The sequence below is a fragment of the Thiomicrorhabdus heinhorstiae genome, from assembly GCF_013391765.2.
Taxonomy (GTDB): domain Bacteria; phylum Pseudomonadota; class Gammaproteobacteria; order Thiomicrospirales; family Thiomicrospiraceae; genus Thiomicrorhabdus; species Thiomicrorhabdus heinhorstiae.
Genome location: NZ_JACBGI020000020.1, coordinates 1 through 16,343, shown reverse-complemented (window position 1 = coordinate 16,343; position 16,343 = coordinate 1). Strand labels below are relative to the sequence as shown.

The following is a 16,343-nucleotide window of genomic DNA, read 5'->3' as shown; positions in this document are numbered from 1 at the left end:
GTCTCTTCACTGATTTCGACAGCCTTTCGCTGCCGGTTATTATTTTTGTGTAGCCAGATAGCGTTTAACAGCGCGATTGTGCTCTTTCAAGGTATTGGAAAACACGTGCCCGCCGTTACCGTCGGCAACGAAATACAGTGCCTTGGTATCCGCCGGATGCATAACCGCTTCGATTGCCGCCTTGCTCGGCAAAGCGATCGGTGTCGGCGGCAAACCGTCTATCTGATAGGTGTTATAGGGTGTTTTGCTGCGAAGGTCCTTACTACGGATATCCCCGTCATAGTCGGTACCGATACCATAAATAACCGTCGGATCAGTCTGCAGGCGCATCCCTTTGCGCATGCGGTTAATAAACACCGCCGCAACCTTGGGCAACTCATCTTTAACCGAACTCTCTTTCTCGACAATCGATGCCAGAATCAAAGCTTCATAAGGGGTTTTCAAAGGCAGGCCTTCCTCACGCTCCGTCCAGGCTTTGGCCAGTGTCTCTTCCTGCAAGCGACGCGCGCGCTGCAAAATACGCAAGTCGGATTCATTCGCTTCGTAATGATAGGTTTCCGGTGCGAATAAACCTTCAAGGTTCGCATACGGGTAGCGTTCGTCAATCGGCTTATCGATGCCGAAAGCTTCCTGCAGCTTGGCCGGTTCCTCCAGAGGCAACTCCAACTTGAGCTTTTTCTGTTGCTGGATCTGCTTAAGCGTCTGGACAACGGTCTCACCTGGGATCAAGGCGACCGGGTACTGCATCAGTTTACCCGCCACCAGTTGATTCATCAGCTGTTCGACATTCCATTCCGGCTGGATACGGTGTTCACCGGCCTTAATTTTATTCGCCTGCTTTTTAGCTTTCAAATACCATAAGAACCATTTTGGATGAGAAAGGTAATCCGACTGATATAAGCCTTCCGCAACTTTTGCCGCCGAGCTGCCGGCTTCAATACTAATGGTGAGAGGCACTTTTTTATCGGAAATCGGCTGATTCAGAAAGTCTTCTATTTGCCAGATAAACGCTCCTGCTAACAGAGCTAAAACAATGCTTAAGGCGGTAAAGAATTTTAAAAAACCTTTCACGCGTTTATCCTCTTCAATTCAATCAGTATTATGTGTTATGAAATATAACCACTGTCAGACTTCGTCGTCCGTAACCGGTATTAAGCAACATTAGTCGACGTGTAAATCGAGACCATTCTCTCTCTGGAACTTTTGCCAAAGCCTTTGCCATTCAGCAACTTCTCGATTGGCAAAATGCCAGGTACCCATCCCGGTTTTCAACTCTCGAACAGGCATGATACCACGCACCGCATTGGCAAGGAACACACTGTCAGCGCCTTGCAGATCAAGTAATTTCAAACGAACCTCTTGAGCTCCCTGCATCTGCTCTTCGGCCAGACGCAGCAATTGATAACGACATGTTCCTTCAACACCGCTCAAATCCAATATCGGCGTTAACAGGCGCCCGTCTTTAACCACAAACAGGTTCGACTGGGTTCCGCCAATTACCTCACCGGCACCGTTCAGCATCAAGCCTTCCGGAGATTCCTCTAACTCAGCGCGAGCCAATACATTTTCCAGACGGTTAAGGTGCTTGATACCGGCTAATTGCGGTTGCATCCCTGATAGAGTAATGCAAACCGGGATCGACATGGCAGCTTGAATCGGCAGCTCGATTGCCGAAGCACCGCAGGAAAATGCATCTGTTGTATGGCTGAATTGCAGAATTCGAGTGATTTCGGCTTCCCGCGGCGGTTGATAGCCTCTGCCGCCACTGCCTCTGGTGATCAGTATTTTGAGAATCCAGGCATTATCCGCATGGGTTTCAATTGAAGTCAGCTCAGCAAGTGCGTTTTTGATTTCAGCAAGTAACGAGGCTTGGCATAATTCCGGCATCTTCAAGCGAACAGCCGAATTCTGCAGCCGACGCCAATGCGCTTGCCAATTCAACAGGCGCCCGCAGACAATCAAAGCGGTCGTGAAAAAGCCGTCACCGTATTGCAAACCTCTATCCGTCACAGGTAAATCAGCTTGTCGACGGCCGTTTACCCAGATTATCGGTTGGGCATTCATATTTAGATAACCTGCAAGGCTTTTAACAGCCCTTTGGCTTTATGGCGTGTCTCGGTTAATTCACTGTCGGGAATCGAATCGGCAACAATACCAGCACCGGCTCGCAGACGCACTTCGGAATGATGTTCACGCTGATAGTACATCATGGTTCGAATCAAAATATTCAGGTCCATCGAACCGTCGCGATTAATGTACCCGAGTGATCCGGTATAGGCCTCACGCGGCATCTGCTCCAACTCGGCAATGATTTCCATGCAACGCACTTTCGGACAACCGGTAATGGTTCCACCGGGGAACAGTGCGTGGATGATATCCAGAGAAGACAGATTTTCTTGCAGCTTGCCGCGCACATTGGAAACGATATGATGGACATGTTCGTAGGATTCGACCACCATCAATTCATTCACCTCAACCGTCCCCGGCTGACAGATACGCCCTAGGTCGTTACGCTCTAAATCGATGAGCATAATGTGTTCGGCACGCTCTTTGGGATGAGCAATTAATTCATCGATCAAAGCCTTATCGGCATCAGGATCGGCACTTCGGCGCCGGGTTCCGGCAATCGGCCGGGTTTCTACCCAAGGTGCACGATACTTAACCAGGCGTTCCGGGGACGAACTGATAATATGCCAGGGTTCGCCGTCCGCCAGAGACAAATGCGCCAGACAGGCAAACGGTGCCGGATTGTTTTCCCGCAAAGCGTCGTATAAATCGACCGCATCGGCGCTGGAAGGCAACGAAAAATTCCACTCGCGCGACAAGTTTACCTGAAAGACGTCTCCGGCCAGAATGTAATCCTTGATCGCTTCCACGCCCTGCAAAAACTTCTCGTCTTCTTCCTCACACAAATCTTCGGCTCGTGAATACTTCACTGGACCATTAGCAGACTTTAAAACCGTTGCAAGATCAGCCTGCATGGTATCCAGACAGGTTTCAAAGTCGCTTTCCGCAAGTATAAACAGAGCGGCTTCCTGATGATCATAAATAAAAGCAGCCGGAATGCGGGTAAGCAGAGCAAGTGGAAATTGATTTTTCGGAAGGTTCAGGACCGGTTCGACCACCTGGGCATAGTCGTAACTGAAATAGGCAAACCAACCGCCGCTAAACGGCAGAGATTGCTCAAATTCACTACCGTCAACAGCGTTTTCAGCCAGAGCGGTTTGAACTTGTTCGACAAAGGCTTGCTGTCCGTCCGGAGAATCCAAACGCAAGGTCTCCTGGGGGAAGGCCATTAGAATGTCGTAACGACCCAGTTGCCCCTTGGCGACGCTTTCCAATAAAACCGGATAGCGTTCCGGATTGAGGCGATGGAAGAGGCTTAAATCGACCGTCTGTCCATGTGCAAGCGGGATCAGACGGCTAATCACAGATTGCACTTGCTTAGTCGACATGAACCCGCTTCCTGAAATAATTCGGCATTAAGCGTCGATGCGCCCCAATACCAGAGTGGCATTGGTTCCACCGAAACCGAAAGAGTTGGATAGAGCATACTCGATTTTGGCATCACGCGCCGTGTGGGCAACATAATCCAAATCACAACCCTCTTCAGGATTATCCAGGTTAATGGTCGGAGGCATAATCTGTTCTTTCAAAGCCAGCGCAGTGAAAACTGCTTCCATCGCACCCGCGGCACCCAAAGCATGACCGGTCATGGACTTGGTCGAGCTCATGCATAAGTTATAAGCGTGATCACCGAACACCGATTTCACCGCACTGGTTTCGCAAAGGTCTCCGGCAGGTGTTGAAGTGCCGTGTGCATTGATATAATCGATTTTGCTCGGGTCCAACTGTGCATTATGCAAAGCGGTTGTCATGCAACGCGCCGCCCCCTCTCCGCCGGATGCCGGCAGGGTCATGTGATAAGCATCGCCGCTCATACCGAAACCAAGCACCTCCGCATAAATCTTCGCACCACGTGCTTTAGCGTGCTCGTATTCTTCCAGGACAACCGCTCCAGCACCATCGCTCAATACAAAACCGTCACGATCCTTATCCCACGGACGACTGGCCGCCTGCGGATTGTCGTTACGCGTCGATAAGGCACGGGCTGCTGCGAAACCGGCCAGACCAAGCTCAGTCGTTGCGTATTCGGCACCACCGGCCACCATCGCATCGGCATCTCCGTACTGGATCATACGCGCTGCATCACCGATACTGTGAGTTCCAGTCGCGCAAGCAGTACCGATTGCCATATTCGGCCCTTTCAAACCAAACATGATCGACAAGTTACCGGCGACCATATTGATAATTGAACTTGGCACAAAGAAAGGCGACACTCGACGCGGGCCCGATTTCAAATAAGTCGCATACTGGGTTTCGATAGAACCGATACCACCGATTCCCGAACCGATGGAAACCCCGATACGCGAAGCATTCTCTTCAGTAATTTCCAATCCCGAGTCCTGGATCGCCTGTACGCCTGCGGCAATACCATAATGAATAAACGGATCCATTTTTTTAGCTTCTTTCGGTTTGATGTAATCAGCTACCTGAAAGCCTTTCACTTCGCCGCCAAAGCTGACAGAAAACGGCTCGGTATCGAATTTGGTCAAATAATCGATGCCACTTTTACCTGCCAAAATATTCTGCCAGTTCTCTTTTACATCCAAACCAACCGCGGACAATACACCCAAACCGGTAATCACGACTCGACGCTTTGTCAAAATAGGACCCTCTTAATCAAAATATCTATTTAGGCAAGGAGTTCTTGCCTGCCCTAGAAAGGCACTTTATCAATGTTACAAGCATAAAAAAAGCCGTAAAAACGGCTTTTTATAAGCATAAGCTTTAAAGACAAACCTTACAGGTTAGCTTCAACGTAAGCAGTTGCTTGAGCTAGAGTAGAGATCTTCTCAGCTTCTTCGTCAGGAATTTCGCAGTCAAACTCTTCTTCCAAAGCCATAACCAACTCAACGGTGTCCAGAGAATCCGCTCCCAAATCATCTACGAAAGAAGCATCAGGAGTAACCTGATCTTCTTCAACACCTAGTTGTTCAACTACAATTTTCTTTACGCGTTCTTCAATACCGCTCATGGAATTCTCCAGTCTTGTTGTTTGTTAATTTTGTTAAAAATTTTAAATTTGGGGTATTTTCGCTCTAACGCTCGCGATTTTCAAGTTTTAGTTTGAGCTTTTTACCCACAAAGGCGCAGCACCGCCTGACTAAGCCGGATGTCCGGGCTTATACCATATACATACCGCCGTTAACGTTCAGGGTCTGACCGGTAATATAAGCCCCACCGTCACCGGCTAAAAAGGTCACCGCCTTAGCAATATCTTCCGGCTCACCCAAACGACTCAACGGGATTTGCTGAGTCAAAGCGTCACGCTGCTCTTGCGGTAAAGCACGCGTCATGTCGGTATCGATAAATCCTGGAGCGATGGTATTAACCGTAATGTTGCGCGCACCGACTTCACGAGCCAGAGATTTGCTAAAACCGATAATACCGGCTTTGGCTGCCGCATAGTTGGTCTGCCCCGCATTCCCCATGACACCGACAACCGACGCAATATTAATAATACGTCCGCCTTTGGCCTTCATCATACCGCGCAAGCAGGCCTTGCTCATACGGTAAACAGAATTCAGATTTGTCTGAATAATGTCATCCCACTCACTGTCTTTCATACGCATCAAAAGATTATCGCGGGTAATTCCGGCATTGTTTACCAAAATGGTCGGAACGCCAAACGTTTTGGCAACTTCATCGAGCACTTCCGCGATCATTTCCGCATCAGTCACATTCAAACATCTCCCGGCACCTTGTGCACCTGCTTCGGCCAAGTAATCCGAAATGCTTTGCGCACCCGATTCCGATGTCGCCGTACCGATAACGATTGCACCCTGTGCAGCCAGATCCAGCGCGATGGCCTTACCGATTCCACGGCTGGCACCGGTAACGAAAGCGACCTTTCCTGTTAACATGATATGTCCACCTTTATTTTTGTTTATTTTGATATTGCACCAATTCTATAGGCTGGATAAGGCTTTTTCCAGTGTTGCCTCATCAAACACCGCCTGCATCCCCATTTTTCGGTCAATACGACGGTTCAATCCCATCAAAACCTTGCCAGGTCCGAGTTCATACAAACCATCAACACCTTGTTCTTTCATAGCATTAACCGTTTTCACCCACTGCACAGGACGATACAACTGCTGAACCAACAGCTCTTTAATCTCATCCGTACTGCCGGCCTGACTGAAATTCACGTTATGCAAAACCGGAACCTGCGGCATATTCAACTGCATAGCCTGTAACTTTTCTGCCAGCTTATCTGCTGCCGGCTTCATTAGAGAGCAATGTGAAGGAACACTCACAGCAAGAGGAACAACGCGTGAAGCACCGGCCTCTTCGGCCAGCTTCATCGCTTGGTCGACAGCCGCTTTATAACCGGCAATCACCACCTGCCCAGGAGAGTTAAAGTTCACAGCTTCGACGATTCCTTCAGCTTGTTCGCAAACAGCTACCACTTGCTCATCCTCCAGACCTAGAACTGCGGCCATGGCTCCTTCACCCGGAGCAACCGCCGTTTGCATCAAACGACCGCGCTCGGCAACCAGTTCAATCCCCTGCTCCAACGTCATAACACCAGAAGCGACCAAAGCGGTATACTCACCCAGAGAATGGCCCGCCATAAAAGCCGGTGCCAACTCTTTACTCTTTCCAAGAGCGCGATAAACAGCAATCCCGGCTGCCAGCATCGCCGGCTGAGTGACATCCGTCTGATTCAACTTGCCGTCGGCATCGTTTTGAACCAGATTCCACAAATCATACCCCAAGACTTCGGACGCTTGCGCGTACACATCTGTTACTACCTTATGCTGTACTGCCAGTTCGGATAACATTCCAACCGATTGCGACCCTTGACCAGGGAAAACGAATGCATATGACATCTTCACTCTTCCTATATCTAAATTTATGGCTATCTTATAGCTATTATTTCCAAGCCGGTATCTTTACCGGACCGGTTAAAATAAACAAAAGCCGTGTATAGCCTAAACTATACACGGCTGACATTTTTTCAAAAATTAATGACTAAACGCATGCGGATTTCAAAAATTTGCAACACTTTGAAGATCTCAGTAGCGAATCAGTGCCGATCCCCAGGTAAACCCGCCACCGAAAGCTTCCAACAATAACGTCTGACCACGTTGAATACGACCGTCGCGAACCGCTTCATCTAATGCTAAAGGTACCGATGCGCTCGATGTATTTGCATGCTTATGCACCGTCACTACGGTTTGATCATCTCTTAAACGCAGTTTCTTCGCCGTCGCAGTGATAATGCGCAGATTCGCCTGGTGCGGAACCAACCAATCAATGTCTTCTTTTTTCATATCATTGGCTTTCAGAGTTTCGGTCGCAATACGACTCAAGGTATTGACCGCAACCTTAAACACCTCATTGCCACGCATGGCCATAGTTCTTTCGGCTACATCATCGGTTTCCGGTAATTTTGACGGCCCTGAAGGCACATGCAATAACTCTTCAAACTCGCCGTCCGCATGAATATGCGTCGATAGGATACCCGCCTCCTCTGAAGCCTCCAGAATTACGGCACCTGCACCATCACCAAACAGTACACAGGTGTTACGGTCATTCCAGTTAGTGATTCGCGACAGCGTTTCGGCTCCAATAACCAAAGCGCGTTTTGCCATACCGGTTTTAATAAACTGGTCTGCAACACTCAAAGCGTACACAAAACCGGAACAGACCGCTTGAACGTCAAATGCCGGACAGCCGTGAATGTTCAAGCGCTGTTGAATCAAACAGGCAGTACTCGGGAAAATTTTATCAGGGGTGGTGGTCGCAAGTACGATCAGATCAATACTGTTCGGGTCAATACCAGCCATCTCAATCGCCAGGCGAGCTGCCGCTTCACCGAGATCGCAAGTGGTTTGACTTTCGGCAGCAATATGACGCTGCTGAATACCTGTACGCTCACGGATCCATTCATCGCTGGTATCGACCATTTTTTCCAAGTCGGCGTTGGTCAATATCTTTTCCGGCAAATATCCGCCGGTGCCAATAATACGGCTATAGATTTTCTGAGTCATACACTATTCAATTTTATAGAGACAGCAACCCGCTATCTGATTGTTATTATTTTAAACTTAGAAGCTTAATAGGAACTTAATCCTGCCAGCCGACAGGCGCAGGCTTAGGAGGCCTGCTGAGCGTCATCGACCGGAGGCGCTACCAGCAATTGTGAAACTTCTTCGGAAATCAGATCCGGAACGTTCTTAATCACTTCAAGGCGAGCTTCGGCGATCGCGTGATAAAACGAAAAGCGATCGGCTCCACCATGGCTTTTGATTACAATCTTTCTAAGCCCAAGCAAGGAAGCTCCATTATAACGGCGCGGATCAACTTTATCCTTAAAAGATTTCAGTACCGGATAAGCACATAGCCCAATGAACTTGGTCAACAAATTGCGATTGAAGGCTTCTCTTAAATAGAAGGCGATCATCTTTGCGACCCCTTCACTGGATTTTAAAGCAATATTGCCGTCAAAACCATCGCAGGCGACAACATCCGTATCGCCCTTATAGATATCATCGCCTTCAACATAGCCGATGTAATTAATTTTGGAACCGGAAATAATCTGGTGAGCATCTTTAATGCGCTGATGCCCCTTGATCTCTTCTTCACCGATGTTCAGCAAACCGACACGAGGATGCGGGTTATCATCTACCGCCTTGGCCAGAACCGAGCCCATCACAGCGAATTGCGCCAGGTTTTCGCCGGTACAGCCGACATTCGCTCCCAAATCAAGTACATGCACATGACCTTTCATGGTCGGCATGGAAGTACAGATAGCTGGACGTTCAATCCCCGGCAAAGTCTTCAAAACAAATTTGGCAACCGCCATTAAGGCTCCGGTATTACCCGCACTGACACAGGCTTGCGCCTGATCGTCTTTTACCAAGTTCAAGGCAATACGCATGGAAGATTGGCGCTTGTTTCTTAGGGCTTTGGAAGGCAGATCATCCATTTCAACCACCTGTTCGGCATGTTCAATGGTTAAACGGGATGTATCGTACTGATGATTTGCGAGTTCGGATTCGATCAATTGTTTTTTACCGACTAGGGTAATATGCAGATCAGAGAACTTTTGAAGGGCGTCGATTGACGCCGGTACGGTAACCGACAGACCGTGGTCACCGCCCATAGCATCGATGGCAACTTTGATAGTCAAGATAATTAAGCCTTATCTTGAACTACTTTTTTACCTTTGTAATAACCGTCAGCAGTTACGTGGTGACGACGGTGAACTTCACCAGTAGTTTGATCTACTGTCAAAGAAGGTGCAGTCAAAGCATCGTGAGAACGACGCATACCACGTTTTGAAGGGGTTTTACGATTCTGTTGAACAGCCATGTCAATCTCCTAATTTAAAACTCTATTTTTTCAATCCTTGCAAAATTGCAAAAGGATTGGGTTTGCTTTCCGGCTCGTCCTGAGCAACGGAGGTATTCGTTTCCGCGGTTAAACTCTCTTCTGCCGAGTCGTTTTGATAATCCATTGTGGCTTCCGGATCAGTCGGAACCATAGGGATCGCTAACAACAACTCTTCTTCAACCCACTCAACCAGCGATATTTTGTCGCCGTCAAGTTCAAAGACTTCAACATCGGACGGTAAATCTTCTACCAATGCCATCGACTCAACAAACACGCCTTTCACTTCGGTATTTACCTGAAAGTCAAACGGCGCCAGAGAGCGCTGACAGATCAAATTCAATTCCGTATCCAATTTCATGACGAAAGCCGGGAATTTCAAGGCTTTGTCATAAAAAAAAGACAACTCGATATCCACCTCTCTATCGCTCGTTTCCACAAGCTGTTTCAGACGCTGCATTCGCGCCTGGTTGACTCGTCCCACAAATTGTTTATTATGGTTGACCGAGTACAGAGGGTCGATAAATTCGGGAAGCTTATTTAACATAGGCGCGAATCATACTCGTATCGCACCCCTAAGTCAAAAAAAACCGCCTTTTTTTGCAAAGATTTTATTCACTTAGATTCAAATCGGACATTTTTGGCACCAACGCCTTCCCTCACACCGATTTCATCTTAAAAAACATACAATTAAGCGAAATTAAACCAGTCATAAAAACAAGCGCCATGAACTCGATTAAAACCACAAATCCAAAACAAACTCTACCTCCGGTGATCCTCGGCTCCAGTTCGGCCTTCAGAAAACTGCTGCTGGAAAAACTGCACTTTCCTTTTACCCAGGCGACTCCTGACATTGATGAAACCCCTCTGGCTTCAGAAACACCGCAGAAAATGGTAACCCGGCTGGCACAGCGCAAAGCCGAGGCTTTAGCCGAACAATACCCGGATCATATACTGATCACTTCTGATCAGTGTGCTGTTCTGGACGATAAACCGCTTGGCAAACCTCACACCTTCGAAAACGCATTCCGACAGCTCAGCAGCTTCAGCGGCCGAACCGTTCGCTTCTATACCAGCCTGCATGTCAGAAACACCCGCACGAATCGCGACTATCAGGCTTTGGATATCACGGAAGTCGAATTTCGAGATTTGGCGGACGACGTCATTCGTCGTTATCTGGAGATAGAAACCCCTCTAAACTGTGCTGGCAGTTTCAAATCCGAAGGATTGGGCATCACCCTGTTTAAAGCGATTCGCAGCATCGACCCGAATGCGTTAATCGGGCTGCCGCTTATCGAGTTGACGGAAATTTTTTACCAAATGGGTTATCCACTACCTTTGGCAAACAAAGAACGATAAGCTTCTGCAGGCTGACTTATCGCAGAGCACTCTCCGAAACTTTTTCAGCTTGCGGCTTACTGCTCGCCTGACACCTTTAATTAAGGTGTCATTAACCATAAATTCAATTCCTGCAAGGAATCCAGTTGCGCAACCGGAGCATACTCGGCCAATACTTCCATTTGATGTACCCCGTGGCTGAGTGCAATACAATCCATACCGATATTTTGCGCCATCTCCATATCAAAAGTCGTGTCACCCACCATTACCGCATCTTGCACCTTGAGATTCAATTCAGTGAGAATCTGCTGCAGCATCAACGGATCCGGCTTGGAAGCCGACTCAACAGGAGTACGGGTAATATCAAAATAGACACCGAAGCCGGTCTCTTTTAGGACATTATCCAAGCCTTTGCGGCTTTTGCCCGTTGCCACTGCCAATTTAATCCCTTGTTGCGTCAAATTAAACAGCAACGCTTCTGCACCATCGAAAGGCTGCATACCCACCTGACTGTCTTCCAGAAAACCTTTGGTATAAGCTTCGGACATAGCAACAATTTTTTCCGTCGACAAGTCCGGATACAGACCGAGTATTGCTTTATCCAGACTCAAACCGATAATCTGTTTCGACTCGTCGTAAGACAATATCGGCAAACCGCACTCACGAGCAGCGATCTGAATCGAATCGACAATTCGCGCCTCCGAATTCATCAGAGTCCCATCCCAATCAAAAATCACCAACTTATAGGGTTTCACTCCAACTCCTTGACAAAAAACACTCAAAACAAATTAAAACAATAACTTAAGAAAACAACTTAACATCAATTAAAAAATCAAATTAATGTCAATTCGGTAATAATGCGTTTAAAATCCGACCATAAAGGAGCTTCAATCAGCATTTTTTCCTCGGTGACCGGATGGGTAAAGCCTAAAAACTGTGCATGCAGAGCCAGACGCTTCATCCCCAGCTTACGATAATGTTTGTTCTCTTCACGATCACCATACTTATCGTCACCCAGTAGCGGGCAACCTTGCGCCAGAGCATGCACGCGAATCTGATGGGTTCGTCCGGTTTTCAATTTGACCGATATCAGATCACAACCCTGCAAATGCTGCTCTACTTTAAAAAAGCTCACGGCTTCTTTTCCGCTTTGATCGACAGTGACATGCCAGCCTCCATCAGGCAGATGATGTTTTTTCAATGGCAAATCAACCTTGGCGACTTTTTTAGGCCAGCTCCCCAACACAATCGCCAGATAGCGTTTATCCAGTTGGTCGGCACGGATCTGTGCATGCAGGGCTTTTAAAACCGAGGCCTTTTTAGCAATCAGAAGGCAGCCCGAAGTATCGCGATCGATACGATGAACCAACTCCATCCGTTTCGCCAGCGGACGCAGCTGACGCAAAACTTCGATCAGACCCCAATTCAGCCCGCTGCCTCCGTGAACCGCCACGCCGGACGGCTTATTGACCACCATCAAATCCTTATCTTCGTACAGGATACAGCTCTCGATCAGACGCAACTGGTCAGCAGGCACCTTATCCATAGATGGCTCTTCACTCTCGGGCAAAGAGACCGGGGGAATACGCACGACATCTCCTGTCTGCAACCGTTGCGACACCTGAGCTCGACCCTTATTCACCCGAACTTCGCCTTTGCGAACGATACGATAGACCAGAGATTTAGGCGCTCTGCGTAACAGGCGTAATAAGAAATTATCCAGACGTTGCCCGGCGTCCTCTTCCGTTACCGTTACCCATGTCACGCCTTTACCGATCTTTTGTGTCACAACAGCCTTTCCGATAGCAAAATTAAAGGACTATTTTAGCGGATTCACGGCAAACATACAGAAGCTTTCACCCCTGCCCCGGAACAAAGTAAACACAAAGTCATTCGAAGCATAAATAAGGTTTGATAAAGGATGTTATGAATGGTATATTTGCGAGGCTTATTTTGTAAGCGATGTAAACGCTGGCACAGCGCATGAATGTGCAAGAATTTTTCATCACGAATCTTGATCGGCTGCTTGGCTAAAACGCGAATATCAGATGGATTTGGACACAGACAATCCAAACCGCCGCGCAAAAATTATCCAACCTGACGGAAAGATTCTTAATGTAAAAACTTTGAGCAATACATCAAATACAAGACGATACCAAGTCACAAAATCTTGGATGCAAAGTTACCTCGGCGCTCTCGTAAAAAACCAGAGAATAAGACGCCGACCTAACCATACGAGATTGGCTAGAAAGTATTGTTAAGATCAGGATTTGATCTGAGGCTAGAGCGTTCGTCAATAACCAAAAAGAAGAAAGTAACCAACGCTCGATACCAATGTTACACAACCCGAGATGATTCAAACATTTTCGAAAAAGCAATCCGGCTTTTTCAAACCGATACCTCAATGCCCTCAAGATTAAGGGCGTTCAGAAGCGTTTGTGATAACAATTTTGCCTTAATAGACTTTCAACCTTTCATATACCGTCTCGTCTGCTTTCGTCTTCTATTTGACCGGGTGCTCCTTAACAAATAAAAGAGAACAGCATGAAAAGAATGCTTATAAATGCGACTCAACCCGAAGAGATTCGCATTGCACTTGTCGATGGCCAGACCCTGTATGATCTGGATGTCGAAACCCCTCACCATCAAAAGAAAAAAGCCAATATCTACAAAGGTAAAATCACTCGCATCGAACCGAGTTTGGAAGCGGCTTTCGTCGATTACGGTTCCGAACGTCACGGTTTCCTTCCTTTTAAAGAAGTAGCCGAAGAGTACTACCCCAACAGCAAACCGGAGTCCGGGCGCTTTACCATCAAAGATGTTTTGAGCGAAGGCCAGGAAGTCATCGTTCAGGTACAAAAAGAAGAACGCGGCAACAAAGGTGCGGCACTGACCACGCAAATCACCCTGGCCGGTCCTTATGTAGTCATGATGCCGAACAACCCGAAAGCCGGCGGAATTTCACGCCGAATCGAAGGTGACGATCGCAGCGATATTCGCGATACCTTAAAAGATCTGGAAACGCCTGATGGCATGGGACTGATTGTCCGTACTGCCGGTGTCGGCAAAAGTACCGAAGAATTGCAATGGGGTGTCAACTACCTGATCCAATTATGGGATGCAATCCAGAAGGCCGCTAACGACAAACAGGCTCCTTTCCTGATCCATCAGGAATCGGATATCGTTATCCTGGCGATTCGCGATTACCTGCGTCAGGACATCGGAGAAATCATTATCGACGATATGGATACCTTCCATAAAGCGCGTGATTTTATCCAGCATGTTATGCCGCAGCAAGTGTATAAGGTCAAACCATATCAGGATACGGTTCCACTATTTACCCGCTTCCAAATCGAATCTCAGATCGAATCGGCTTATCAGCGCGAAGTCACTCTGCCTTCCGGCGGTGCTATCGTCATCGACATTACCGAAGCTCTGACCGCAATCGATATCAACTCCAGCCGCGCCACAAAAGGTGGAGACATCGAAGAAACCGCTTTCAATACCAATATGGAAGCGGCCTGCGAAATCGCTCGACAACTGCGCCTTCGTGACCTGGGCGGACTGGTCGTTATCGATTTCATCGATATGCACTCCAGCAAACACCAGCGCGAAGTCGAAAACAAAATGCGCGAAGCCGTCAAAAGCGATCGTGCACGCGTACAGATCGGTAAGATCTCCCGCTTTGGACTTTTGGAAATGTCTCGTCAGCGCCTGCGCCCTTCGATTGAAGAATCAACGCAAATCGTCTGTCCACGCTGCCACGGTGTCGGTGTAATCCGCGGTGTCGAATCTCTCGGTCTATCGATTCTTCGTCTGCTTGAAGAAGAGAGCATGAAAGAGAATACCCGTCGCGTTACGGTGCAGATTCCGGTAGATGTGGCCACTTTCCTTCTTAACGAAAAACGTAACCAGATCACCAAAATCGAAGATCGCCATAATCTGCACATCCTGATTGTTCCGAATGAACATCTGGAAACCCCGCAATATATTATGGAACGCACTCGCCACGGTGATGAGTTCGGCAAATCGGCAAGTTACGAAATCAAAGAAGTCATTACCGCCGAACAGCCTCAACTTGAAGAGCCGCAAATGGCTAGAGCCAAGGAAGAACCTGCAGTTCAGAATATTCAACCTTCGGCTCCGCCTCCAGCTCCAAAACAGGAGAGCAAACCGGGTCTGTTCGCCCGTGTCTGGAAAGCCCTTTTCAGCCGAGATGTTGAACAGGAAGAAGAGCAAAAAGCGCAAAGCGATAAAAATCACCGTCCGCAGAACAAGCGCCGCCGTACCACGAATAACCAAAGAGATGAGCAAAGCGGCCGCAACCGCAACCGTCGCCGTAATACTCAGGACGAGCGTGGGCGCAACGGACGTAAGCGCAATGCCCAAGAGAAAAACGAAGCTGTAGAAACGGTAGATATCGAAGAAACCACTCTATCTCAGGAAGAGAGCGAGTCTCCGAAAAAATCTAACCGTCGCAACAATCGTAACCGTCGTAATCGCGACCGTGATAATGTTGCTCATCAGACATCTCAAACAGACAAAGAAATGCTGGACGAGACAGCAGAATTGGAAACCGGCGAAACCGATACCGATTCTGCGAAGACAGATAATGGTGAAGAAGACGGAAATAAATCGCGTCGCGGAGGTCAGAGACGTCGCAGCCGCTACAATAGCCGTAGCTATAACAGCCGCCGCCGCGCTCCGGCCGGAGCGGAAACCATGTCGATCAGCTCCCCTGCACCTGGCAGCGAGACTGAAAAATCCGCTGATCAATCAGAGAACGTCGAGTCGACGCCAGATTCTGAAACTCCGGTGACAGAAGTCATTGCTGTTGAAACTGAAGTCAATGAAGTGGAAACTCCGGAAGTTGCCGTGGCATCTCCTCAAGCTGCGGAAACAGAAGAGGTTGAACAAGCTTCTGAAGAAGCCACTCTGCAATCGGAAGACAGTGAAGAAGCGCCTAAAGCAAAATCACGCAACTCCCGTCGCAGACCTCGTCGTTCGCGCAAGGATCGTGAAGCAAGAGCCGCCGAAAAGCTTGCGGAAGCAGCAGAGCAATCGGAGACAGAAGAAACGGCTGACGTCTCTGAAAACGACGTTGTTCTGACTGCTGACACAACAGAATCTTCCAATGAGAAAAACCCCGCGCCTGCTGGAGAAAATATCGTTTCCGAAGCAACTCCGCAGCACGTTGACCAGCAGCCTGAAGAGGCAGTTGCAAAGGTTGAAACGCTTCAGAGCGAAGAGGCTAAAACCGTTGAAATCGAAAGCTTTGGCACTGCTCCCGTAACGGAAGATAAAGCTGTCGAGACCGATGAAGGCACTCAGGGGTCTTTATTTGCCGAACAGGTAGAAAATAGAGAATCTAACCAGGAAACAGCGCAAACCGATGTTCAACCAACAGAAGTTGCGGCGGAGACTGGCGCCCAGCCTAAGCAAACCCCGGAAGACGTCCAATTGACCTTGGTCGAGAACGAAAACGTTTCTGAGGAAAAAGAGAAAGCGGCGGCCGAAAAATAATCCGCCTCTATTTCTTAAGT

Annotated in this window: 15 protein-coding genes; 2 read left to right on the top strand and 13 right to left on the bottom strand. The window is 48.2% G+C overall.

Annotation, left to right across the window (positions count from 1 at the left end):
• Positions 1-39: 39 nt before the first annotated feature.
• The 11 genes from mltG to H8792_RS09215 form a co-directional block, all read right to left on the bottom strand.
• Positions 40-1,071: an endolytic transglycosylase MltG gene (mltG, locus tag H8792_RS09265; protein ID WP_185978676.1), complete on the bottom strand. Its 1,032-nt coding sequence runs from the start codon at positions 1,069-1,071 to the stop codon at positions 40-42.
• Positions 1,072-1,161: 90 nt separating this feature from the next.
• Positions 1,162-2,064 carry an aminodeoxychorismate lyase gene (gene pabC / locus H8792_RS09260; protein ID WP_185978675.1) on the bottom strand — a complete coding sequence of 301 codons (903 nt, stop codon included), beginning with the start codon at positions 2,062-2,064 and terminating at the stop codon, positions 1,162-1,164.
• 2 nt (positions 2,065-2,066) lie between these two features.
• On the bottom strand, positions 2,067-3,455 hold the full coding sequence (locus H8792_RS09255) for an aminodeoxychorismate synthase component I (protein WP_185978674.1): 1,389 nt from the start codon (positions 3,453-3,455) through the stop codon (positions 2,067-2,069).
• 27 nt (positions 3,456-3,482) lie between these two features.
• Entirely contained in the window at positions 3,483-4,727 is a 1,245-nt protein-coding gene (gene fabF, locus H8792_RS09250; RefSeq protein WP_185978673.1) for a beta-ketoacyl-ACP synthase II, read from the bottom strand.
• 137 nt (positions 4,728-4,864) lie between these two features.
• Positions 4,865-5,098: an acyl carrier protein gene (gene acpP, locus H8792_RS09245; protein WP_185978672.1), complete on the bottom strand. Its 234-nt coding sequence runs from the start codon at positions 5,096-5,098 to the stop codon at positions 4,865-4,867.
• A gap of 148 nt (positions 5,099-5,246) precedes the next feature.
• Positions 5,247-5,987, bottom strand: coding sequence for a 3-oxoacyl-ACP reductase FabG (fabG, locus tag H8792_RS09240; protein ID WP_185978671.1), 741 nt, complete (start codon positions 5,985-5,987; stop codon positions 5,247-5,249).
• 45 nt (positions 5,988-6,032) lie between these two features.
• Positions 6,033-6,956 (bottom strand): ACP S-malonyltransferase, encoded by a 924-nt coding sequence (gene fabD / locus H8792_RS09235; RefSeq protein ID WP_185978670.1) that lies wholly within the window; start codon positions 6,954-6,956, stop codon positions 6,033-6,035.
• A gap of 186 nt (positions 6,957-7,142) precedes the next feature.
• A complete protein-coding gene (locus tag H8792_RS09230; protein ID WP_228767052.1) occupies positions 7,143-8,120 on the bottom strand; it encodes a beta-ketoacyl-ACP synthase III in 978 nt (325 codons plus the stop codon).
• 104 nt (positions 8,121-8,224) lie between these two features.
• Positions 8,225-9,262, bottom strand: coding sequence for a phosphate acyltransferase PlsX (gene plsX, locus H8792_RS09225; protein WP_185978669.1), 1,038 nt, complete (start codon positions 9,260-9,262; stop codon positions 8,225-8,227).
• 5 nt (positions 9,263-9,267) lie between these two features.
• Positions 9,268-9,444, bottom strand: a complete 177-nt coding sequence (gene rpmF, locus H8792_RS09220; RefSeq protein WP_185978668.1) for a 50S ribosomal protein L32 — start codon at positions 9,442-9,444, stop codon at positions 9,268-9,270.
• A 22-nt stretch (positions 9,445-9,466) separates the two neighbouring features.
• On the bottom strand, positions 9,467-10,009 hold the full coding sequence (locus H8792_RS09215; RefSeq protein WP_185978667.1) for a YceD family protein: 543 nt from the start codon (positions 10,007-10,009) through the stop codon (positions 9,467-9,469).
• Between the two features lie 179 nt (positions 10,010-10,188).
• Here H8792_RS09215 and H8792_RS09210 point away from each other — a divergent pair, with 179 nt between their 5' ends.
• Entirely contained in the window at positions 10,189-10,821 is a 633-nt protein-coding gene (locus tag H8792_RS09210; RefSeq protein WP_185978666.1) for a Maf family protein, read from the top strand.
• Positions 10,822-10,901: 80 nt separating this feature from the next.
• Here the strand turns inward: H8792_RS09210 and H8792_RS09205 are convergent, their stop codons facing one another.
• Positions 10,902-11,555 carry an HAD-IIIA family hydrolase gene (locus tag H8792_RS09205; protein ID WP_185978665.1) on the bottom strand — a complete coding sequence of 218 codons (654 nt, stop codon included), beginning with the start codon at positions 11,553-11,555 and terminating at the stop codon, positions 10,902-10,904.
• A 77-nt stretch (positions 11,556-11,632) separates the two neighbouring features.
• On the bottom strand, positions 11,633-12,589 hold the full coding sequence (locus tag H8792_RS09200) for an RluA family pseudouridine synthase (protein ID WP_185978664.1): 957 nt from the start codon (positions 12,587-12,589) through the stop codon (positions 11,633-11,635).
• A 755-nt stretch (positions 12,590-13,344) separates the two neighbouring features.
• On the opposite strand from H8792_RS09200, the gene H8792_RS09195 reads away from it, so the two are divergent.
• Positions 13,345-16,323, top strand: coding sequence for an Rne/Rng family ribonuclease (locus H8792_RS09195; RefSeq protein ID WP_185978663.1), 2,979 nt, complete (start codon positions 13,345-13,347; stop codon positions 16,321-16,323).
• Positions 16,324-16,343: the final 20 nt, after the last annotated feature.